General features: G+C 42.1%; 17 protein-coding genes. 5 read left to right on the forward strand and 12 right to left on the reverse strand.

The window, feature by feature from the left end; all coding sequences use genetic code 11:
* Positions 1–128: 128 nt before the first annotated feature.
* The 5 genes from MTO98_RS04740 to MTO98_RS04760 all read left to right on the forward strand — a co-directional run bounded on the left by MTO98_RS04740 (position 129) and on the right by MTO98_RS04760 (position 8,269).
* A complete protein-coding gene (locus tag MTO98_RS04740; protein ID WP_243485463.1) occupies positions 129–2,489 on the forward strand; it encodes a TonB-dependent receptor in 2,361 nt (786 codons plus the stop codon).
* 307 nt (positions 2,490–2,796) lie between these two features.
* Positions 2,797–3,324 (forward strand): hypothetical protein, encoded by a 528-nt coding sequence (locus MTO98_RS04745; RefSeq protein ID WP_243485464.1) that lies wholly within the window; start codon positions 2,797–2,799, stop codon positions 3,322–3,324.
* 178 nt (positions 3,325–3,502) lie between these two features.
* The gene (gene fabG / locus MTO98_RS04750) at positions 3,503–4,246 is read left to right on the forward strand and encodes a 3-oxoacyl-[acyl-carrier-protein] reductase (RefSeq protein WP_243485465.1); all 744 of its coding nucleotides are present in this window, start codon (positions 3,503–3,505) and stop codon (positions 4,244–4,246) included.
* Positions 4,247–4,469: 223 nt separating this feature from the next.
* Complete coding sequence (locus MTO98_RS04755; RefSeq protein ID WP_243485466.1) at positions 4,470–6,551, forward strand: hypothetical protein; 2,082 nt, start codon at positions 4,470–4,472, stop codon at positions 6,549–6,551.
* Between the two features lie 521 nt (positions 6,552–7,072).
* A complete protein-coding gene (locus MTO98_RS04760; protein WP_243485468.1) occupies positions 7,073–8,269 on the forward strand; it encodes an acyltransferase in 1,197 nt (398 codons plus the stop codon).
* A gap of 208 nt (positions 8,270–8,477) precedes the next feature.
* Here the strand turns inward: MTO98_RS04760 and MTO98_RS04765 are convergent, their stop codons facing one another.
* The 12 genes from MTO98_RS04765 to MTO98_RS04820 form a co-directional block, all read right to left on the reverse strand.
* Positions 8,478–8,801, reverse strand: a complete 324-nt coding sequence (locus MTO98_RS04765; RefSeq protein WP_243485469.1) for a septum formation initiator family protein — start codon at positions 8,799–8,801, stop codon at positions 8,478–8,480.
* Positions 8,802–9,004: 203 nt separating this feature from the next.
* Entirely contained in the window at positions 9,005–10,378 is a 1,374-nt protein-coding gene (locus MTO98_RS04770; protein ID WP_243485470.1) for a DEAD/DEAH box helicase, read from the reverse strand.
* Positions 10,379–10,562: 184 nt separating this feature from the next.
* Entirely contained in the window at positions 10,563–11,099 is a 537-nt protein-coding gene (gene lspA / locus MTO98_RS04775; RefSeq protein ID WP_243485471.1) for a signal peptidase II, read from the reverse strand.
* Between the two features lie 332 nt (positions 11,100–11,431).
* Entirely contained in the window at positions 11,432–12,727 is a 1,296-nt protein-coding gene (gene eno, locus MTO98_RS04780; RefSeq protein ID WP_112575826.1) for a phosphopyruvate hydratase, read from the reverse strand.
* A gap of 529 nt (positions 12,728–13,256) precedes the next feature.
* Positions 13,257–13,994, reverse strand: a complete 738-nt coding sequence (locus MTO98_RS04785; protein ID WP_243485472.1) for a DUF2490 domain-containing protein — start codon at positions 13,992–13,994, stop codon at positions 13,257–13,259.
* Between the two features lie 454 nt (positions 13,995–14,448).
* The gene (locus MTO98_RS04790) at positions 14,449–15,576 is read right to left on the reverse strand and encodes an ABC transporter permease (RefSeq protein ID WP_243485474.1); all 1,128 of its coding nucleotides are present in this window, start codon (positions 15,574–15,576) and stop codon (positions 14,449–14,451) included.
* Between the two features lie 122 nt (positions 15,577–15,698).
* Complete coding sequence (locus MTO98_RS04795; protein ID WP_091218636.1) at positions 15,699–16,463, reverse strand: ABC transporter ATP-binding protein; 765 nt, start codon at positions 16,461–16,463, stop codon at positions 15,699–15,701.
* Positions 16,464–16,981: 518 nt separating this feature from the next.
* On the reverse strand, positions 16,982–17,188 hold the full coding sequence (locus MTO98_RS04800) for a DUF2945 domain-containing protein (protein ID WP_121233578.1): 207 nt from the start codon (positions 17,186–17,188) through the stop codon (positions 16,982–16,984).
* Positions 17,189–17,883: 695 nt separating this feature from the next.
* Positions 17,884–18,597, reverse strand: coding sequence for a siderophore-interacting protein (locus MTO98_RS04805; protein WP_243485476.1), 714 nt, complete (start codon positions 18,595–18,597; stop codon positions 17,884–17,886).
* 76 nt (positions 18,598–18,673) lie between these two features.
* On the reverse strand, positions 18,674–19,525 hold the full coding sequence (locus MTO98_RS04810) for an AraC family transcriptional regulator (RefSeq protein WP_243485478.1): 852 nt from the start codon (positions 19,523–19,525) through the stop codon (positions 18,674–18,676).
* Positions 19,526–19,628: 103 nt separating this feature from the next.
* Positions 19,629–19,955: a DUF6686 family protein gene (locus tag MTO98_RS04815; protein WP_243485479.1), complete on the reverse strand. Its 327-nt coding sequence runs from the start codon at positions 19,953–19,955 to the stop codon at positions 19,629–19,631.
* Between the two features lie 89 nt (positions 19,956–20,044).
* Entirely contained in the window at positions 20,045–20,968 is a 924-nt protein-coding gene (locus MTO98_RS04820; RefSeq protein WP_243485480.1) for a DUF6607 family protein, read from the reverse strand.
* Positions 20,969–21,371 lie beyond the last annotated feature (403 nt).

Raw genomic sequence — 21,371 nt, forward strand, 5'->3', positions numbered from 1 at the left:
ACGCAGATAATATATTTTATAAACTTTAAGTAATATTTATGCGGGATAGCTGTTAATTGTTAGTCATTTGCTATTATTGACAATCGATTACAATGTGTGATCTGTACACATTTAAATACACCTATTTTATGCGTAAATTATTTACTTTATTACTATTTTTTGCTATCGCATTTTCGGCCCGGAGCCAAACCACGGGCGATTTTTCGGGCACGGTTACCGATAGCAAGAACCAGCCCATTGCCGGCGCTTCGGTTTACTTGCTCAATACCAATTATCAAACCAGTGCCGACAGAAGTGGGAAATTCAGTTTAAAAAATGTCACATCCGGAAAATATACCTTGCATATCAGTGCTATTGGTTATGCGGCTAAAAATATACCCGTAAATATGATCGGCACCAGTCGCCCGATAGCCATCCAGTTAAATGACGCAAGCAACCAGTTGGATGAGGTTACGGTATCGGCTCAAAAAACGGAAGAACAGGCCCAGCGTGTGCCTTTCAGTATTTCAACACTATCGGCCAGGCAAATACAGGATTACCGGCTTTGGGATTTGAAAGATCTTACCGCCATTGTTCCTAACTTAAACTCGGGCGCTCCCGGCGATGGCCGTACGGTAACCGGTATTCGTGGTATTGTTACTACATCATATGACCCTGCTGTTGCAACTTATGTTGATGGTGTAAACCAATACGGGCTGGATACTTATATCCCACAGTTGCTTGATGTGGATAGAATAGAAGTTTTGAGGGGGCCGCAGGGAACACTTTATGGCCGTAATGCAACCGGTGGCGTAATCAATGTGATCACCAGGCAGCCATCAAACACGGTGAGCGGATTTGCAGGCATCGACATTGGTAATTACAACCAGCAACGTTATACATTGGGCATTAAAGCACCATTGGTAAAAGATAAATTATATTTAGGCGTAGCTGGTATTTATTCGGGTTTCAACGGTTTTTATACCAATACGTTTAATAATACGCATTTTGACAAGCAGCATTACTTTTTGGGTAACTATTACCTGAAGTTTTTGGCTACGTCAAAGCTTGCTTTTACGCTGAATGTTAAAAACTACAATAACCGTAATAACGGAGCATTCACTTTAGCCGGTTCGCCCGATGACGCTTTGAGCCATCCGTTTGAGGTTAATCAGAACGCGACCACCAAAATGGTTGATAATACGTTCCAATCGTCATTAACGGCTAATTACAGCGGCAGTGATTTTAACTTTACCTCCCAAACCTCTTACCAGGTAAACAACCGTTACTATACCACGCCTATTGATGGCGATTTTTCGCCTATCGACGCCGTATCTATTGTAAATAATTACGGTGGTAAATGGAACAAAGTGAAAACCACTATTCAGGAGTTTCGCTTTACCTCGCCTGCGTCATCAACTTCAAAACTGAAATGGGCTGCCGGTACTTATGGTTTTTATCATTACGCGCCAAACAGGCAGGGCACCTACTTTGGTGAAGATGCAGCAGCCGTTGGATCGCCGATGACTGATTTTACAAGCATCAATACCAATACTGATCGTAATTATGGCTTGGCAGTTTACGGACAAGCTACTTATGCTATTAATGAGCAGTTTGACATTACCGCAGGTTTGCGCTATGATTACGAGCATAAAAAAGAAAACATAATGGGCGAGTTTTTGCCAAATGGCGGCGAATCAATAGTTACCCGTTCGGACACATCATCAACTGCACACTATAAAGCTTTTACGCCTAAAGTGAGTTTTGCTTACCATGCATCGGCACATAATAACCTGTTTGCTACTTACAGCCGTGGCTTCCGTGCGGGTGGTATTACCGAGCTGGGTTCCGATCCATCGTCTCCGCCGCTTTATTCTTTTAAACCCGAATACAGCAATAACTATGAAATTGGTTCAAAAAATGACTTTTTAGATAACCGCCTGCGCTTAAATGTAACCGCGTTTTATACCCGCGTCACCGACGCCCAGGTACCTACATTGATATTGCCTGACGCAATAACTATTACTAAAAATGCAGGTAAGCTAAACAGTAAAGGTATCGAGGCCGAAATTAACGCCACTCCAATCAAAGGCCTGGAGTTTGATTACAATTTTGGATATACCCACGCGCGTTATACCTCCCTGGTTGTTGGCAGCAATGGTGAAGAAGTGAACTTAAAAGGTAACAAACAAATTTATACGCCTAACATTACCAGTATGTTGGCTTTGCAATATGGTTACGATCTGGGCGGTCCGCAGAAAACAAAGCTGATTGCCCGCGGAGAATGGCGTTACCTTGGCGACCAGTATTTTGACCTGGCTAACCAAATTGAGCAAAAAGGCTACAGCAAATTCAACGCAAGGGTAGGTGTAAGCACCAAAAGGTTCGGTCTGTTTTTCTGGGAGAGCAACATCGCCAATAAAAAATACATTGACTATGCCTATGATTTCGGTGCAACACACTTAGGTAACCCACGTACCTATGGCGTATCGTTGAATACTACTTTTTAATCGATGTAGATAAGGAGGCACCTATGGAGCCAAAGCATCTCATCAATTTTCTATAAACACAGGGCTCCTATGGAGCCTTTTGTTATTTATATACCTTGCCCGTACATTTAAGTGTTCACGCTCTTGGTTTGTGGTGAAAGATCGACTCCATAGGAGTCACATGTTTATAGCATTTTTGCAAAAAAGATTTGCTCCGTAGGTGCACCCTTTCTGCCGCAAAACCAACAATGGTTATTCTGCCCTATGCCATCCCGGATATTTTTTGTTAATTCAGTCAAAATCTGATCGTTAATAAATCTTAATTTTCATGAAAAAGAATATCCTGCCGCTACTCATTGCTATTATAAGTATTGCCGTCACTTTTCCCGCACATTCGCAGGTTATTACCAAATACGGCGATAATGTAAGTACGCTTGACGGCATCATAAAAGCTTATTACGGTGTAGTCTCCGTTAAAAAAGGCGAGAAAGTAAGCTATGAGCGTGACAGTCTGCTGCATATATCCAATGCCCATGTTGGTGCAGGTTACACCGATAAACAAGGCAGACAGCAGTTCAGCTATATGACGCTGAAGCAATACCACAAACTGGCGGACCCATCGCTGTCAAAAAATGGATTTGATGAACGGGAAATAGCCCGACGGGTTGAAAAGTTTGGTAGTATTTACCACGTTTGGAGTACCTATGAATCGCGCAACACGGCCGATGGCCCTGTAACCGAACGGGGTATCAATAGTATTGAATTGTTTAACGACGGCACCCGTTTCTGGATCCTGGCCTTGTTTTATGATGGCGAACGTAAGGACAACCCTATCCCGGCGGAATACTTGAAATAAGTCTAAAGTCCTGAGTCGGAAGTACAAAGTCCTGGAATTATCGCAGGAATTTAAGTTCTGCTCCTTACTGACTTTAGACTTAACACTTTGAACTTCTGACTCAAGACTTCCGACTCAGCACTTTAGACTTTCCAACTAAATACCTAACTTCACCGCCCTGAAATCATATACTTTAATTATGAAATTATTAGAAGGAAAAACCGCGTTGGTTACCGGCGCATCAAAAGGAATAGGCCGCAAGATTGCCGAAAAGTTTGCTGAGCATGGCGCTAACGTAGCTTTCACTTATTTATCATCTGTTGAAAAAGGCCAGGCCCTTGAGCAGGAATTGCAAAGCTTCGGTACTAAAATAAAAGGCTACCGCTCTGATGCTTCTAAATTTGATGAAGCTGATAAACTGATCACCGATATTGTTGCTGATTTCGGTACGCTTGATATTGTTGTTAATAATGCAGGCATCACTAAAGACGGCTTGCTGATGCGCATGACCGAAGAGAACTGGGACGAAGTGCTTGACGTAAACTTGAAATCGATATTCAACGTTACCAAGGCTGCTTCAAAAATCATGATGAAAAACCGTAAAGGTGTGTTCATTAACATGAGTTCGGTTGTTGGTGTGCAGGGTAATGCTGGCCAGGCCAACTATGCTGCTTCAAAGGCAGGTATCATAGGTTTCTCTAAATCTGTTGCCAAAGAGCTGGGGTCACGTAATATCCGCACCAATGTGGTTGCTCCGGGCTTTATCCGCACCGAAATGACCGACGTGCTCGACCCTAAAGTTGTTGAAGGCTGGGCCGCCGCTATCCCGCTTAAACGCGCCGGAGAAGTTGAAGACGTAGCTAATGCTTGTGTGTTCCTTGCATCAGATATGGCAGCCTACATCACCGGGCAGGTTATCCCTGTTGATGGCGGTATGTTGTAAGAAATAAAATACTAAATATCTTCACCACGCGTCATTGCGAGGTACGAAGCAATCCCCAATTAGCAGGTCCGCCCTGTACAATAGGGGATTGCTTCGTGCCTCGCAATGACGTTTTTAGTTAAATGGGAAAAACTTATTCCCCTCGTTTCACAATAATTTCGCATTTTGCAGGTAATGTTTATTGGGCCGGATGATCTGCGCCCTGATGATACCATAGCTACAAATGTTTTCACTTACATGGGGTTCTGTTTCGGGATGGTGGTTGCCCGCCGGCTTATTGCTGGGTTTGGCATATGCCTGGCTCATGTACCGCAAACCGGTTGATTTAAGCAAAAACTTACGTTTTATATTGGCCGCTATCCGTGTGGTTACCGTATTTTTCATAACGGTGCTGCTTATCTCTCCCCTGGTAAAATCGGTTAAGTATGAGCCGCAAAAACCGCTGGTACTTATTGCACAGGATAATTCGTCGTCCATCAATATCTTTAAACCTGCAGGTTTTAATTCATCTACGTTTATTGATGACCTGGCTAAACTGAAACAGGAACTTGGCGATAAATACGATGTGCAGGAGTTCAATTTTGATAAAGACCTGCACCCCGGTCTTTCAAAAAGCTTTGGCGGTAAACAAACGGATATAGCAGGTGCACTGCACCAACTTAACGACAGGTTTACTAACCAGAATATAGGCGCATTGGTGTTGGCTACTGATGGTTTATACAATCAGGGGAATGATCCTCAATATGAGGCCCGGAATATCAAAACCGGTATCTACACCATTGCCCTTGGCGATACCACCGCTAAGCGCGATCTGCTTATCGGCAACGTAAACTATAACAAGACCGCCTTTTTGGGGAACGATTTTGTGATAGAAGTGCTTGCCACAGCCTATCAAAGTAAGGGCGAAAACATGAGCCTTTCGGTTACCGAAGATGGCAAGCAGGTTTATACTCAAAGCATCCCGGTAACGGGAAACGACTTTAAGAGGATCATTCCCATAAAACTGAATGCGGCAAAAAAAGGTCTCAGGAAGTACAATATCAGCATAGCCCCTATAAAAAACGAGCTTTCGGCCCAAAACAACAGCGAAACTGTTTATGTAGAGGTGTTAGATGCAAGACAAAAGGTGTTATTGCTTTATAATGGCCCGCATCCAGACTTAACGGTTATAAAACAGGCCATTGAAACCAACAAAAACTTTGAAGTAAAGGCCAGTTCTATCGCTGATGCTGCAGCTGTTAAACCGGCAGATTACAGCCTGGTGGTCTTATACCAACTTTCGGCGGGAGAATATGCTCCGATAAAAAATTTTATAGCGAAAAGTAAAATACCGGTTTGGTATATAGTTGGCTCGCAAAGTAACCTGCAGGCTGTTAACAGTGAGCAAAATACGGTGCGTATAAGTGCGGGTCGGGCCGAAACACAGGAAGTGGTGCCCTTACCGGCGAATGATTTTACAGCTTTTACATTGTCTGATTCGGCACGAAAAAAAATTGCTGTCTTTCCGCCGCTGGTAGCCCCGTTTGGAAGTTATGGAACAGCTGCGGGCACTTCTGTATTATTGAGGCAAAAGATAGGTGCCGTGGCTACCACATACCCTTTGTTGGCTTTTGGCGATGAAGCCGGCCGTCGTATTGCTGTATTAACGGGTGAGGGCATCTGGCGCTGGCAATTGGCCGAGTTTCAAAACTATGGCAACCGAAATGCAACCGATGAACTGTTAAGTCAAACTGTACAGTATTTGACTGCTAATGCCAATCGTCAGCGTTTTCGGGTTTATCCTGCCCGCAATGTATTTGATGAAGGAGAAAGCGTGATCCTCAATGCCGAGTTGTATAACGATGCACTTGAACTGATCAATACCCCCGATGTAAAGATAGAACTGAAAAGCGCAGCAGGAAAAAGCTATAGTTTCCTGTTTACCCGTACTGGCCAAAGCTACCAATTGGATGCAGGCCCTCTTCCGGTAGGCGAATACACTTATAACGCCTCTACCCAAAATGGCAAGCAGGACTTTAAGGCATCTGGTCAATTCACTATAAAGCAGCTTAATCTGGAAGCCCGTCAAAGCGCTGCTAACCACACATTACTCAATGGCCTCGCCAAACAAAGTGGCGGACAAATGATCAAGCCATCACAAATTAATCAGCTTGCCGAACTGATCCGCAAAAACGAGGACATCAAAACCGTGGTTTATGAGGATAAACACTATAGCGATTTGATAGATATGAAATGGCTGTTTGTATTGATCCTGTTGCTGCTATCAACCGAATGGTTTTTGAGGAAACGGGAAGGAAAAGTTTAAATTATAGAGTCAAGACGGCAAGATACAAGAGTCAAGAAAAAAGCGAGGGTACAAGTTAAAAGAGAAAATAAGAAAAAAGTAATGGTCCAGTGCGATTAAGCCTGTGGTCGGTGTTTTCACCGTACCACATGATTTATTGCCCAATGTTTAATGTAGAGAATGTTAAATTGGGAGGCTTATGAGTGGTGCGGTGAAAACACTACAAGTATTCGGAATATGAAATTATCTCTTAAAAAAGTATGTCATTGCGAGCGTTAGCGCGGCAATCTCGTAGCCAATGCATGTCTGCTCTGTATAGCTACGAGATTGCTTCGTCGTTCCTCCTTATAATGACATGGCTTTTTTAACCAACATTTCAGCCGATCATCATCTTCCGAAAACACCGGCCACAAAGCAAGTATATATCCTTATACCCCTCTCTTCCCCGATAGAGATAACGTAATATTCTTACTATAGAGCAGGATCAACATTGACTAGCAAATAAAAATCAATAGATTACGATATAAATTTCCTCATCATTAATGTCCACCTCAACATCCGCCGCCGGCCTGGATATCTCCGGCAAACATAAACTTTCGGGCCTCGATCATTTGCGGGCTTTTGCCATTGTGTTTGTGTTTTTATTCCATTACCAGTTTTACGGTCACCCAGAATGGGAAAATAAAATCGGAAGTTTTGGATGGACAGGTGTCGACTTATTTTTTGTTTTGAGCGGCTTTTTAATTGCCGGACAGCTTTTCAATACTGTAGCCAGGGGTAAAAGCATAGCTATAAAGGAGTTTTTTATCAAACGTTTTTTCAGGATCATTCCGCCATACCTCGTTGTGATAACCCTATATGCCTGTATTCCATTTTTGCGCGAGCGTGAGCATTTTGCAGCACTGTGGAAATATCTTACGTTCACTTTCAATTTTGGGCTCGATCTGCATCAAACCGGCACGTTTACGCATGCTTGGTCGTTATGTGTAGAAGAGCAATTTTACTTGTTGTTACCATTAGCCTTTTGGTTTTTTAACTATTTGAAGGCCGGTAAAAAAGCTATATACCTGATAGCTGCTTTATTTATCGGCGGCTTCATTATAAGGTATGCTGGCTGGCATTATTTTATTGAACCCGTTTTGTCAGAAGATGGGATGGGTGCAGTGTGGAACGAATTTATTTACTACCCAACTTATAACAGGCTCGACGGTTTGCTTACAGGCGTAAGTATAGCAGGCGTTTATACTTTCTGCCCGCACATAAAAGCTAAAGCCGTCAAATACAGCAATGTATTGATATTAACGGGTTTTGCAATTTTGATAGCTTCTTATTTTGTAGCTACACCACAAGCCAGCTTTAACACTACCATGTGGGGTTTTCCGTTAATTTCTGTAGGATATGGTTTGGTTGTGGCTGCTGTAGTGAGCCCTGGTAATATATTTTATAAACTCAAATTAACCATTACCAGCCAAATTGCTACGCTATCTTACGGTATTTACCTTATTCATAAGCTCATGATCCACCTTACGCAGAATCTCCTTTCTGCTGCAGGTATGAATAAAAACAGCAATCTTATGATGTTGTGCTGTATTATAAGCAGTGTGGCCGGGGCATTGGTGTTAAGATACGCCATTGAAAAACCATCATTAAAGCTCAGAGATAAGGTTTTGCTTAAATGGCAAGGTGGTCAATCGCTAAAACACGGAGAGGGAGTTTTGATGCAGGAAAATCGCTTTTAACACATGCAGATAGAAAAACTATAAATGAAAAATTTTCACACTAATTTTTACGTATTAATCGAATTACACGAATCTTAAATTAATTAAAAATTAGTGTAAGTCGATTAATTGTGAATGGTTTGAAAAGCATTCGTGTGGAAATTTTTCAGATGAGATTTATTAAAACAGATCGAATTATTTGAAATCGATTTCCTGAATTTGGATAGCCTTACTTCTCCTTTGTTTCGGGCACTACCACGTAAACATCCTCATTAGCTTTTTTCATGAGGTATTTCTCGCGGGCAAATTTTTCCATTTGCTGTGGGTTGGTGGTAAGCTCTTTAAGCTCTTTAGTTACCTGGTCGGTTTGGGCTTTGTAGAAATCGCGCTCAATCCTTAGTTTTTTAACCTGTTGATGGTATTGGTATTGGGAAAAAAGATCGTTCCTGTCGAAAAATATCATCCACACAACAAAGGCAATAGTAACCAGGAAAAACTTGTTCTTGAAAAGGTCAATAAGGCGTTTCATTGATACCGGCTGAATGATTTTCATTTAAAGCTATTTAATTTTTTCGACGGATACAAATATGCTTATTAACTTATTAACAGGGAAGTTTTTTTGGTGAGTGGTTGATTGAGTTGATTAAGTGAGTGGTTGTTGTTTTGGTGAATGTTTTATTGGGTTGATTAAGTGAATGGTTATTTTGTTTTAAAATTAACCACTCACTTAATCAACCATTCACCAATCAACCTCACTTAACCTCTTCTCGCTCCACTCATGCCGCTGGCTCCACCTGGCCGGCCCGCCTCTGAACGGCTGCCGCCTGATCTTTTATTGCCGCCTGAACGGTTATTGCCAGCCGAACGGCTATTGCCGCTACCGCTGCCACCAGACCTGCGGTTGCCGCCGCGACCACCGCCACCACCTCGTTGACCACCGCCTGAACCACCTTTTTTAGGTGCTTCGTTTATTTTAGCTGCCATTGCCGCCGGACTAAGCGGGTAAGGGTGGCCTTCCTCAACGGGGATCTGTTTGGCTATAAGCTTGTGGATATCTTTCAAAAACTCCAGTTCTTCGGCATCGCAAAATGAAAGTGCTATACCGTTAGCGCCTGCCCGGCCTGTACGGCCAATGCGGTGTACATAGGTTTCGGGTACGTTTGGCAGTTCATAGTTAATAACGTGGGTAAGGTCATCAATATCGATACCACGTGCTGCAATATCTGTGGCTATCAATACACGGGTTGTGCGGTTTTTAAAGTTGGTTAAAGCCCGCTGCCTTGCATTTTGTGATTTATTACCGTGAATGGCTTCGGCTGTGATACCAACACGGTTAAGGTCTTTAACCACTTTATCTGCACCATGTTTGGTGCGGGTAAATACCAGTGCCGTTTTAATTTCCTTGTCTTTCAGGATATGGATCAACAACGACTTTTTATCGCCCTTATCAACATAATAAACCGCTTGTTGTATGGTATCGGCAGTTGAAGAAACCGGCGTAACCTCAACTTTTTCCGGATTGTTCAGAATGCTATCAGCCAGGCTTTGGATCTCTTTGGGCATGGTTGCCGAAAAGAACAGCGTTTGCCTTTTGGCCGGTACTTTGGCAATGATCTTTTTAACATCATTAACAAAGCCCATATCCAGCATGCGGTCGGCCTCATCCAATATCAGGAATTTAACATGCTCCAGGTGAACATAACGCTGGTTCATTAAATCAAGTAAGCGACCCGGGGTTGCTACTAAAATATCAACACCGCGACGCAATGCATCAACCTGCGGGTTTTGCGATACCCCGCCAAATATGACCAGGTTTTTAAGGCCTGTATGTTTACCGTAAGCAGTAAAGCTTTCGCCAATTTGCAGGGCAAGCTCGCGGGTAGGGGTTAAAACCAAAGCTTTGATGGTTTTTTGCTCTTTGTGGGCTATCCTGTCCTGGTGTAATAATTGCAGGGTAGGGATAGCGAAGGCCGCGGTTTTGCCGGTACCTGTTTGGGCACAGCCCAGTAAATCCTGGTGCTGTAATATGATAGGAATGGCTTGCGCCTGTATTGGGGTAGGTGTAGTATAGCCCTCAGTTTTTAAAGCCCTGAGGATAGGCTCAATTAAATTTAAATTTTCGAATGACATTTGATCGTTTGTAATGTATAATGTGCTAACGCGAAAGCATAAGCGGATCTGAAGAGTTTGCTGGGCTCAAAACCGTAAGCGAACGGGTAATTAGCCGCAAAGATACGCTTTTTATTGTTAAGAAAATTTTAAGCCTTTATGAACCTGTTAGATGTAAGGTTGTAAAGCATTAACGTGTAAATAATTATGCAGGAGAAGTCTCGGCATCTGCTGCCAGTTTCTTTCTTTTGGCATCACGGTCCTTTTGCCATGACTCCAGCAGGATGAGGCCCATGCCAATCATGATGGATACATCTGCCACGTTGAATACGCCGGTTTGGAAGATCCCGAAATTCATGTGCATAAAGTCGGTTACACTGCCGTATAACATCCTGTCATACAAATTGCCTGCACCGCCCGCAATAACCAAAACAATACCTATGGTGGTCAATTTACCTATTGATGGTTTTAACATTACGTAAAAAACACCAAAGGTAAGCGCCAATAAAGGCAATAGCGATAGCAAAATGAATTTCCAGGGGTTTTGCAAAGAATCGCCGAGGCTTAAAAAAGCGCCGGTATTTTCGGCGTGTAGTATGGTGAAAAAGTTTTTGATAACAAAGATGCTATCTGTAAAGTGAATATGCTCCCTAACGTAAATTTTTGTAACCCTGTCAAGTCCGATGCTTAAAACCAATATCAGCACTATACCCAATATCCTCAAGATCCCTTTTCTGTTCATCAGTTTATTTTAACAAATTATTATAACGTAACTGCCTTGGTTTAATTATATGGCTTTGATTGAGCGGCAAAGGTATAAAAATACTTGTTAGCAAGTATTTGTTTATGGAAGATCTGAGATAAGTTAAGCATAACAATTAAAAAAAACACCTGTCATGCTGAAGAACGAAGCATCTTCTTCGCTCTGTATAGCGGCTCTGCTTATTGAAGAAGATCCTTCGATATCGCTCAGGATAACAATGCGTAGCGGTTTACGCCTCTCTATTCGGCCAGATTGTTAAAACAAAAAAGGCCACCTGCATAACACAGATGGCCTTTTGATATCTCAAAAGATTATTTTTTAAAGTATTTGAAATCTTTACCGATGAATTTTGCGTTAGCGCCTAATTCTTCTTCGATACGTAGCAGCTGGTTGTATTTAGCGATCCTGTCTGAACGTGAAGCCGAACCAGTTTTGATCTGGCCGCAATTTAATGCTACAGCAAGATCTGCAATGGTTGAATCTTCAGTTTCGCCCGAACGGTGGCTCATTACTGAGGTGAAGCCGTTAGTTTGTGCTAAAGTAACCGCGTTGATAGTTTCGGTTAATGAACCAATTTGGTTTACTTTTACCAGTATTGAGTTAGCAATACCTTCGCTAACACCTCTTTGTAAACGTTTAGTGTTGGTTACAAATAAATCGTCGCCTACTAACTGTACTTTTTTACCGATTTTGTCGGTTAAGATTTTCCAGCCTTCCCAATCGTCTTCAGCCATACCGTCTTCGATAGAGATAACAGGATATTTTTCAACTAATTCAGCAAGGTAATCAGCTTGCTCAGCGCTGGTACGGATAGCACCTTTTTCGCCTTCAAATTTAGTATAGTCGTATTTTCCGTCTTTGTAAAACTCAGATGCAGCACAGTCAAATGCGATGAAGATATCTTCGCCTGCTTTGTAACCTGCTTTTTCGATAGCTTTCAAAATGGTTTCAACACCATCTTCGGTACCTTCAAAAGTTGGAGCAAAACCACCTTCGTCACCTACAGCGGTTGATAAACCACGGTCGTGAAGAATTTTTTTCAGGTTGTGGAATACTTCGGTACCCCAGCGTAAAGCCTCAGAGAATGAAGGAGCGCCAACCGGCATGATCATAAATTCCTGGAAAGCGATAGGAGCATCAGAGTGTGAACCACCGTTAACGATGTTCATCATCGGGATTGGCAATGTGTTAGCGTTTACACCACCGATGTAGCGGTATAAAGGCTGACGGCTTTCCTGTGCAGCAGCTTTAGCCACAGCTAATGAAACACCTAATATAGCGTTAGCACCAATTTTACCTTTGTTTTCGGTGCCGTCAATCTCAATCATTAAAGCATCGATAGCATTTTGTTCAAACACATCAATACCCTTTAATTCAGGAGCTAAAATGTCATTTACATTAGCAACTGCCTTTAAAACGCCTTTGCCCATGTATTTTGATTTATCGTTATCACGAAGTTCAACAGCTTCGTGAACGCCGGTTGATGCACCTGATGGTACAGCAGCGCGACCGAATGCGCCATTCTCAGTTAAAACTTCTACCTCAATAGTAGGGTTACCGCGCGAATCTAAGATCTGGCGGGCATGCACATCAATTATTATGCTCATAGTGAATTGTCAGAGTGTGGTTTGAATGAATACTATTATATAACGGCGGCTAAGTTAATGCCTAAATAAGGAAAACGCAATTGAAATTTTGTATTTGTAACGATTATTGGCAATTAATGATGCGATTTAACATGAATTTAATATAGAATGAACTGTTTTTTCATGAAAACTTAGATTTTTTGAACAAGAATCGGGCTATTTTGAGATTGATTAGTGTTAAAATCGATGTGCTTTTTTATCCAGTTGTCGTGTCCTCACAACAACACGAATGATCAGTTGCCCCGAGGATACGGTAACCGGGCGGATATTTGTCAGAACCGTGATTGCTACGATTAAGGGATTACCAGGATTACGATTATTTGATGATACAGTTCGGTAATCCCTTAATCTTAAAAATCATTGTTCAGAATTATGGCATTACCTGTGGCCGCACTATCCGCTCATACTGCACAAGGCATTAGCCACTCCGAGAAAATCATGGTTTAGACTGTATCAGCGAAATCAACGTAATGATTCCAATCAACTGTGATTAATCACTTGTAGTAGGCACATGCTCACGCTGTACTGCATTTTTTCGCTGAATGCGGTACATCAGGATCAGCATAATATTATTCTTATCGCTTTGAGCAGTAGCCGAGTAATTATACTGGTTGATCCAGCCGGCCTGCAATATAAATGATTTATCAAACTGATAACCCAGCGCTGCCGAAACCCGGTTGCGCTCAAAATTGGGCACTTTGTTGTTCAGGAATACCTCGTCAAAGGCAGAAATAAACCAGGTTTTGGCCACAATTTTGGTGTTATTAAGTGGCACAAATACGTTGAGCCTGTAACGGAAGCGGTTACGGTAATCGCCGTTAACCCAGCGTTGCTCCACGCGGTAGCGATGCTCCAGCTTTAAACGGTACAGGAACTGGTTACTGGTGATCTGTTCCCAAAAGCGGGTTTCGTTAATGGTAGGGCCTTTGCCAACATCCATGTAATCGTAGGTGCTGTAATGGCCGGTGCCTAAAAGCGCAGTGAAGTTTTTATCAATATCATAGCTTACACCCGCCTTTGCTTCATAGTACTGAAACTGGCTGAATACATTATTTGTACGGGTTTGAAATTCGGTATAGCCACCCCATTTATGAGAGCTGTCACCGGGGAGCACAACGGTAACTATGCCCCAGGTACCTATTTTTGAATCTTGTGCCTTAACAATAATTGAACATGTAGTTAATGTAAGAAATGTTAAAACGGTAATACTAATGGATTTGATTGTCATTGCAGGGGTGTTTCTGCAAAGATATTTCCTAAATATTACCTGAATGTTAATATTAACACGGTTAATGTTAACATAGTGTTAAGGCTTGAATTTTATTGATAATATGTTTGCAGACTTAGAAGCTGTTTTAAATTGATGAGTATTTTCTACATGTAGATAAAACTTTATCGACGTTGGTTTTAACAAACGGAACAATGAGCACCGATAAGAGGGCTTCAGCCTAAATCTGCATGCGTAATTGGGCTAAAGCCAAGACTTTTCAACTTCATTGCAGTTGGTTAAAACCAATAGCAGCGAATATTTTGCATTTTTAAACAGCTTCTTACAAAGTTTTCAAAACTTCCTAAGCCGCGATTTGAGATTTCATAGGTGCCAAACAGAGAAGCTTCGAAGTAGTCAATCCACAAATCTTAAAATCCTGACTCTTATTTCTGAACGTCTTGTATCTTTCCCGTTACTCCCATTTAAACGTTTTTACCGCTACAGCATATATGCCAATAAACCAGGCAAACAGGATCAATAACTGGTGGGTTACATCGCCTAAGCCTGCGCCTTCAAAAGCTACCTTACGCATAGCATCATTTAAATGTGTAAGCGGTAATACTTTGCTAATGTATTGCAGCCAGGAAGGAAAAGCAGTAATTGAAAAAAAGGTGCCTGAAAGCAAAAACTGAGGCAGCGTAATGATATTTGAAAGTGGCGGTACCGAACTTTCATTTTTGGCAATGCCCGATACGGTAAAGCCAAAGCCCATAAAAATGATCAGTCCAATGGCTGAGAGCACAAGCATGTTTAATATTGTTGTTACCCCGTGTATGAGGGTGAACTCAAATGCATAGTGTCCAACCAGGATAATAAATAGCGCTCCTGACAGGGAAAACACTAACCTGGCAATGGCCTCGCCTAAAACAATGCTGTAGCGCTTAACCGGCGTAGCAAAAAAGCGTTTGATAACAAGCGTTAACCTCAAGCTTAGGAATACGAATGCTGTGCCAAAAACACCGCTGCTTAATAATGAAAAGCCCAACTGTCCGGGCAATATAAAATCGATGTATTTATATGGACGACCGCTTACGGTTTCTTCTTTTAAATCAATAAGATTGGGAACTTTGACTGTTGTATATGACTGAATGCGGGCCAGTTCTGCAGATTGTACCTTGTAAAAAATATTATTCAATGCCGATTTTAACACGCTGCCTTTATCGCCCGATGCCTGGCTGTATTGCACATGAACAGTCATAGATGCGGGTGGCGCAAACGGTTTCAGATCAAGAATAGCATCAATGTTGCCCTTCGCCAGATTTTTGGACATCTCATCGGGAGTTTGATCGGTGATGAGGTGCATGATCTTGTTTGTTTTCAGTGCCGTATAAACAGGGTTATTGGCCGAAGTATCACTGCCTTTGGCAACGCCCACATCTATTGACATACCGCCCCCGCCAATGTTGGCAAAAACAATAATGAATATTAATGGAAAAGCCAGCGTAAACACCACCGCCGATGGGCTGCGTAATATCGACCGGAAACTTGCCCGGGCAATGGCCAGGGTTGCTTTTATGTTACTGTAAGGTTTTTGGTTCATTTTAATTATATCATTTTGCCTGCGGCGTCATTATGTCATTGAGTCATTTTGGTCTGGCGGCGTCATTAGGATATTGAGCATGGCGATGTGCTAACTGCAAACTCAAAACTGCCGACTGCAATCTATCCTTCCCGCCACTCTTTACCTGTGAGGTTGATGAATACATCCTCCAGGTTGGCAAGCTTTACCTGTTTTTTACGTTCAAAACCCGATGCTACCAGCTCGTCAATAAAATGATCGGGGGTATCAATGCCGATGATATGGCCGCCATCTACAAACGCAACACGGTCGCACAGTACTTCGGCTTCATCCATATAATGTGTTGTGATCACCACGGTAGTTCCCTGGTCGCGGATCTCGCGGATCAGGTCCCAAAGGTTACGGCGGGCCTGCGGGTCGAGGCCGGTTGTGGGCTCATCTAAAAATATGATCCTCGGATTATTGATGAGTGTGGTAGCAATTGAAAAACGCTGTTTTTGTCCGCCCGAAAGATCTTTGTATTTAGCCTTCGCTTTATCGGTGAGGGCAACCTTTTCAAGCATCTCCATTGGCGTTTTATCGATACCATACAAGCCCGAAAACAATACTATTAGCTCCGAAAGGTTAAGGTTGGGATAATATCCGGCTGCCTGCAGCTGTACGCCTATACGCTTTTTGATACTGTCGGCATCGGTTTCAATGTCGAAACCATCCACTATGATACTGCCGGATGTTTTATCACGAAGGGTTTCAATAATTTCGAGGGTAGTGGTTTTGCCGGCGCCATTTGGACCAAGCAGGCCGAAGATCTCGCCTTCATAAACTTCAAAACTAATGCCTTTAACGGCTGCAAAATCGCCATAGTTTTTTACCAGGTTGTTTACAGTGATGATAGGTTGTTTTGTCATAGGGTAAAAATGCATCAGATTAATGAAATAACCATGAGTTTTTCGGCGAACTACAGAATTTTTACGGTGAAAAAGGGAAGACTTTAATAAAACGTTATTGCAAGGTACCTACTGTGTGTATACATCTCTTTAATTTTAGCATTAATAAAAAAATGTCATTTCGACGAACCAAGGGTAGGGGTTTGCGCATCGGAGGTGAGGAGAAATCTTCTACGCTCTGCTTTTACAGGTATAATTGTAGAGTCCGATGTAGAAGATTTCTCTTTCGCTCCACCTCTCAGCCCGCCCATGCTCTATCGAAATGACATTTTTTTATAAGATGTGTACACGCAGTAGGCAAGGTACGAAGCAATCCCAAATAGGCAGGGTTGCTCAGTATAGTTCGCGATTGCTTCGTAACTCGCAATGACGTTTTTATTGATTTAACAATTTACAATACTTTATTCTTCAAATAAAAAAGCCCGGATGCTTACCACCCGGGCTAAAAATACTTTTCGCAAATATTCCCCTTCGGGGGTTTAGCGGGCCTTTATTTCACTTTCAGATTTCAGCACTTTGCTGCCGTTTTTCTGTTCAATTTCGTAAGCCGGCTCCTCTTTGCTGGCGTTGCGTTTAACTTTTGCGCCTTTTATGGTTTTGCTTACCGGCTCATCATGCTTTTTAACAATGTGGCCTTCAGCTTCTGATTTTCCCCATTTCCAGGTTACTTCATCTCCTTTTTTCATATGCTACCCTTTTTAGGGTAACGTGTATGGTGGCTTATTGATTTAATAAAGATGAAATAACAGCTCCCTCGGGGTGCCGGGCATTATTTTATTAAATGACCGATAGCGTGAACGATAGATACGGCATGTTCCGCAGCTTTCATAACCAAATGGATCAATTGAATTGCAAGTAGAGTTTTCATGGCATTTATTATTGTTGTTGTTTAGTGATCCAAAATTGCGCACAAATGGCACCCTACCGTTAGGTTTATTAGGCGAAGCAAGTGCAGTTATCGGTGAATGGAGGTAAAACATCGGAGAAATGCCGGTAAAAAATTGATATTGTCGGTAAAACTTTAAGGAGTAGGGCCATTATTTTCTCCGTTGCAATGGCGGGATGCAACGAGCAATATATTTAATATTGGGGCTGTAAAGCATAAAAGCCGATTTGCTAATCGCAAATCGGCTTTCGGTTTTCATAGGTAGATGAGTATCTCAACTCACAAGGTTAGCCAACGTTTGGATAACCGTTACTATATGCTCCTGCAAGGTGACCATAATAGCTATAAGCGGGTTGTAAAATGTTTTCATGATAATGTTATTTGCCGCAAATATGTACCGCTGGATTTTTGTTAAACATACATTTTAGGCGAAACGGTATAAAATGTCGGTGAATACGCCAAGAGTACGGAATAAGCATTTATCGGTTTGAACTTTTACGACCAAAAGCCATGTGCCCTGATCTGGCTTGAAGGGTATCCCTGTAATTTCAGCAGTTTGCGTAATTCGCCCACCATGGTATGGTTGCCGGCAAGGTAAAATACCGAATGCTCAAGATTGTATTGCTGTTCCATTACCCATTGTATGAGGCTGTGGTGGCCGTAAACATCATTACGTTCAATAGGCATTAAGGGCGATTTAAAATATTCGCCAAATAAGCCGCGGTGATTTTCATCGGCCATAACTATTGCGCCCGAAAAGCGGGTTGAAGGCAATACCATTTGTTGCAAGGCCAGCAGGTGTCCCATGCTGCTTTCATCGCCGAGGCCTATGATGGCAGGTGTGCTTGCCGGTGCATGGCGGGTTGAACGGATCTTGAAATAATGAATAGCGTCGCCGGCCTGTATTTGTTTAGCCCACTTGCTGCCTGGCCCGCTATGTGCTGCATCTATATAAAGGGTGCAGGTGTGGGTTTCGGCATCCCAGCCGGCGGGAGTGTAATCGCGGTAGGTAAGATTATCAACCTTTACCTTTATATAGGGTATTTCATGCCAGTTCTGCATATCGGCCAGGGGCAAATGCAGGTCGATCTCGATCATGGTTGATGGCTCCCAGTGCCTTACTTCAAGCACACTGCCACTTTGTAAAAGCTGGCTTTCAAACAGGCTGCCGGCCTTTCTTTTTAATTTATGAAGAGTGGATGTTTCCATGGTTGTTGTATTTGATGTTACAAAGAAACATGGAAATTTAGCCTAAAAAAATAGTAATATCGGGGTAAAGGTTGGATTATCTGCGGTGTTTGTCCCTGAACTCAAGCGGGGTGATACAAGCCGATTTTTTGAACAGCCTTGAAAAATAGGTGTGGTCATCGTAACCAAGCGTGTGCGCAATTTCCTTTACATTGAGGGGGCTGTAATAAAGGAGCCTTTTTGCTTCCAGCATTACTTCCTGGGTTATCCAATAACTTACCGGGAACCCGGTAGTTTTCTTTAAAACTTCGTTAAGGTATGATTCAGAAACGTTCAGCATTCCGGCATATGCTGAAGGGCCTTTAACCTTGCGAACGTTTCTCAGCAGTAGTTTTTTAAATTGATGTGATATTTGTGCCGGTCGTGACAATTGTTTTTCTGGTGTATAAACATTGCTAAAGGTAGCTGCCGCCATGCCGGTAAATGATTGTATAAGCGATTGTAAAACAGGTAAAAAGAAGGCGTTGTTGCTATCTTCCCTGTTTTTTTCGCGCAGCAGGCAAAGGATTTGTTGGTATTGCCTCAATTCAACGTCATTAAGCTGGTAAGGCTGTTGCAGGAAAAGCTGATTCTCGAAAATATTACGAAAGTCGGATGGGATGTGCTGGGTATCTATGGCTACATACCAGCCGCCGGCAATCTCATTACGTATACGATGATGTACCTGCCCCGGCAAAATATAGTAAAAAGTGTTTTGATGAAATTGAATTTCATTAAAATCAATCATTAATGATGCTGTGCCGTTTTCAACCAAAAAAAACAGGTAATGATCATCGCGATGAGCGCCCATCGGTCCTTTTTTTGATTCTTCCTCGCCACTTTCAAAGTGCCTGACCTCAAATCCCGAACTTGAGCGTTCAATTAATTGATGTACGGGAATATCTTTCATATTTATAGTATAGATGTCTTTATTAATTATGTTAACGTAATGTTTAACCGGGAGGATGCACTCCTTTTACGGTTAAGAGATATTAAATATAGCAACTGCGGGTTTATTTACTCCCGTCAACCAGTGCATAAATCTCCTGCATGTAAAGGGCTTCATCCATGGATGCATGAAAATCTTCCCACTCGTCAACTGTAAAAGTAAGCTGGATATCATTAACGGGTGTACGCATCACTACGCGTTCCTGCCCATCAGGAAACGGGAATGAGTGGTCATTGAATTCCAGATCTATAGCAAAGTTTTTAAACTGGATAAATTGATCGGGCGTAAAGCTAAGGATCAGGTTATGGTGCCATATAAATATGCATTGGCATTCGGAGCAGCGGCTTACTACCGATGTTCCCTTTTGACTGAGTATTTTGGCATCGCACATAATTCTGTTAATTTAATTTGAATTTGTGCCTGCTCTGCCGGTTAAGTGTTTGATGTAAACAACTAAACTACAGAACAGGACTTTATATTTTAAACATTGGTAACCAGGTAGTTGTTAATGAGTTTGCGGGCTTCTGTTTTACTTTTCTGAGCATCCCATTTTTCTTTTGCCGATTGATCGGCAAGGTCAAAAAGGCGTTCATACAATAGTTTGCCGTCTACTTTTCCTTTTAGTTTGATGATGGTATTTTGAGCATAAACTTCATCCCATACCTGGCGAACGGCTGTCCAGTAGGGTTGTTGTTTTTGCCACCAGCCTTTGGCAAAAGCAAATTTGCTTTCGTCGGTTTTAGTAAATTCTTCGTAGCCTTTTTCGCGGGCCAAAAGCTTATCACCGCCATTTGAGCGAATTATTTTTTGATTATCCTGCTCAAACATCCAACCGTTGGGCGTTAAGTAAATACGGTTGCCGCGGCGCAATACATTATAATCGTTGCGTTTGGTAAATTCACGGCGGGGCAGGGGCGAATCGCATTCGCTTTGCCAAAAATGTTTACCATCTGCATGGATCCAGGTGCCTATACTTTCATAACGCGGACTGTCATCAACCTGAAAAACTTTTTGCACCCAGCGGCCTTTAGCTTCGGCTGCTTTTAAGGTGCCTTTTTTCCAGGTACTGCTTTGGTCAAAGTTGAGCAGGGTAGGTTCTTCGTACACCCAGTCTTCGCGCCAGTGTTTTATTACCGCACTGTCACCTATAACCAATAAATGCTGTATAACTATTTTTTTTGGCGAGTCTTCTTCAACGGCTGCCCATTCATATCCCCATGAATGGTATTGCGGATGGTTGCGGTATGCCGTATCGGGCGAAAAAGTTTCGGCATAATCAAAAGTTACTTTATAGAAGCCGCCAAGCGCGCGAATGGCGGCGCGGTCCTGATCTAATTTTGATTGTGCCCAAAGGCTGGTCTGTATGGTGCTTAACAGGATTATCAGGAAAAGGAATTTCTTCATGAACAGGGTAATTTATTGCTGTGACGCTTTAACATCAACAAAGAAATACCTTATTTAGAATAAATCCAAATAAAAATAAAAAAACCTTATTGACAATTTAGTTTTTTTAATTAAAACAATTGGCTGCAAGTACACTTAACTACAGCAATGCTGTAATCACATAGGGCGTTATCTAATCTTGCTGCATTGAATTTTTACTGTGTCAACCCTTAATGTTTTATTCATTTTATTCATCTTGGTAGTTTGGCCTGCCAATAACTATATTTAAGCGTAAAATATTTTTTAGCTATAAGCTGCTTTATACAGTTTAATCATATAAAACAATATATATTATTCAGCGTATTATTGGTGTACCCCCTTAACGATAATAAGTTTTGCTGAGTTGAAACGCCAATTATGACCA

The organism is Mucilaginibacter sp. SMC90, assembly GCF_022811725.1.
GTDB lineage: Bacteria > Bacteroidota > Bacteroidia > Sphingobacteriales > Sphingobacteriaceae > Mucilaginibacter.

What these genes read in the sequence shown, in the direction of transcription:
- MTO98_RS04740 (WP_243485463.1), top strand. Translation starts at nt 129, where the DNA reads ATGCGTAAATTATTTACTTTATTACTATTTTTTGCTATCGCATTTTCG.
- MTO98_RS04745 (WP_243485464.1), top strand. Translation starts at nt 2,797, where the DNA reads ATGAAAAAGAATATCCTGCCGCTACTCATTGCTATTATAAGTATTGCC.
- MTO98_RS04810 (WP_243485478.1), bottom strand. Translation starts at nt 19,525, where the DNA reads ATGAAAGATATTCCCGTACATCAATTAATTGAACGCTCAAGTTCGGGA.
- MTO98_RS04800 (WP_121233578.1), bottom strand. Translation starts at nt 17,188, where the DNA reads ATGAAAAAAGGAGATGAAGTAACCTGGAAATGGGGAAAATCAGAAGCT.
- fabG (WP_243485465.1), top strand. Translation starts at nt 3,503, where the DNA reads ATGAAATTATTAGAAGGAAAAACCGCGTTGGTTACCGGCGCATCAAAA.
- MTO98_RS04785 (WP_243485472.1), bottom strand. Translation starts at nt 13,994, where the DNA reads ATGACAATCAAATCCATTAGTATTACCGTTTTAACATTTCTTACATTA.
- lspA (WP_243485471.1), bottom strand. Translation starts at nt 11,099, where the DNA reads ATGAACAGAAAAGGGATCTTGAGGATATTGGGTATAGTGCTGATATTG.
- MTO98_RS04770 (WP_243485470.1), bottom strand. Translation starts at nt 10,378, where the DNA reads ATGTCATTCGAAAATTTAAATTTAATTGAGCCTATCCTCAGGGCTTTA.
- MTO98_RS04805 (WP_243485476.1), bottom strand. Translation starts at nt 18,597, where the DNA reads ATGGAAACATCCACTCTTCATAAATTAAAAAGAAAGGCCGGCAGCCTG.
- MTO98_RS04760 (WP_243485468.1), top strand. Translation starts at nt 7,073, where the DNA reads ATGTCCACCTCAACATCCGCCGCCGGCCTGGATATCTCCGGCAAACAT.
- MTO98_RS04795 (WP_091218636.1), bottom strand. Translation starts at nt 16,463, where the DNA reads ATGACAAAACAACCTATCATCACTGTAAACAACCTGGTAAAAAACTAT.
- MTO98_RS04815 (WP_243485479.1), bottom strand. Translation starts at nt 19,955, where the DNA reads ATGTGCGATGCCAAAATACTCAGTCAAAAGGGAACATCGGTAGTAAGC.
- MTO98_RS04765 (WP_243485469.1), bottom strand. Translation starts at nt 8,801, where the DNA reads ATGAAAATCATTCAGCCGGTATCAATGAAACGCCTTATTGACCTTTTC.
- MTO98_RS04820 (WP_243485480.1), bottom strand. Translation starts at nt 20,968, where the DNA reads ATGAAGAAATTCCTTTTCCTGATAATCCTGTTAAGCACCATACAGACC.
- eno (WP_112575826.1), bottom strand. Translation starts at nt 12,727, where the DNA reads ATGAGCATAATAATTGATGTGCATGCCCGCCAGATCTTAGATTCGCGC.
- MTO98_RS04755 (WP_243485466.1), top strand. Translation starts at nt 4,470, where the DNA reads ATGTTTTCACTTACATGGGGTTCTGTTTCGGGATGGTGGTTGCCCGCC.
- MTO98_RS04790 (WP_243485474.1), bottom strand. Translation starts at nt 15,576, where the DNA reads ATGAACCAAAAACCTTACAGTAACATAAAAGCAACCCTGGCCATTGCC.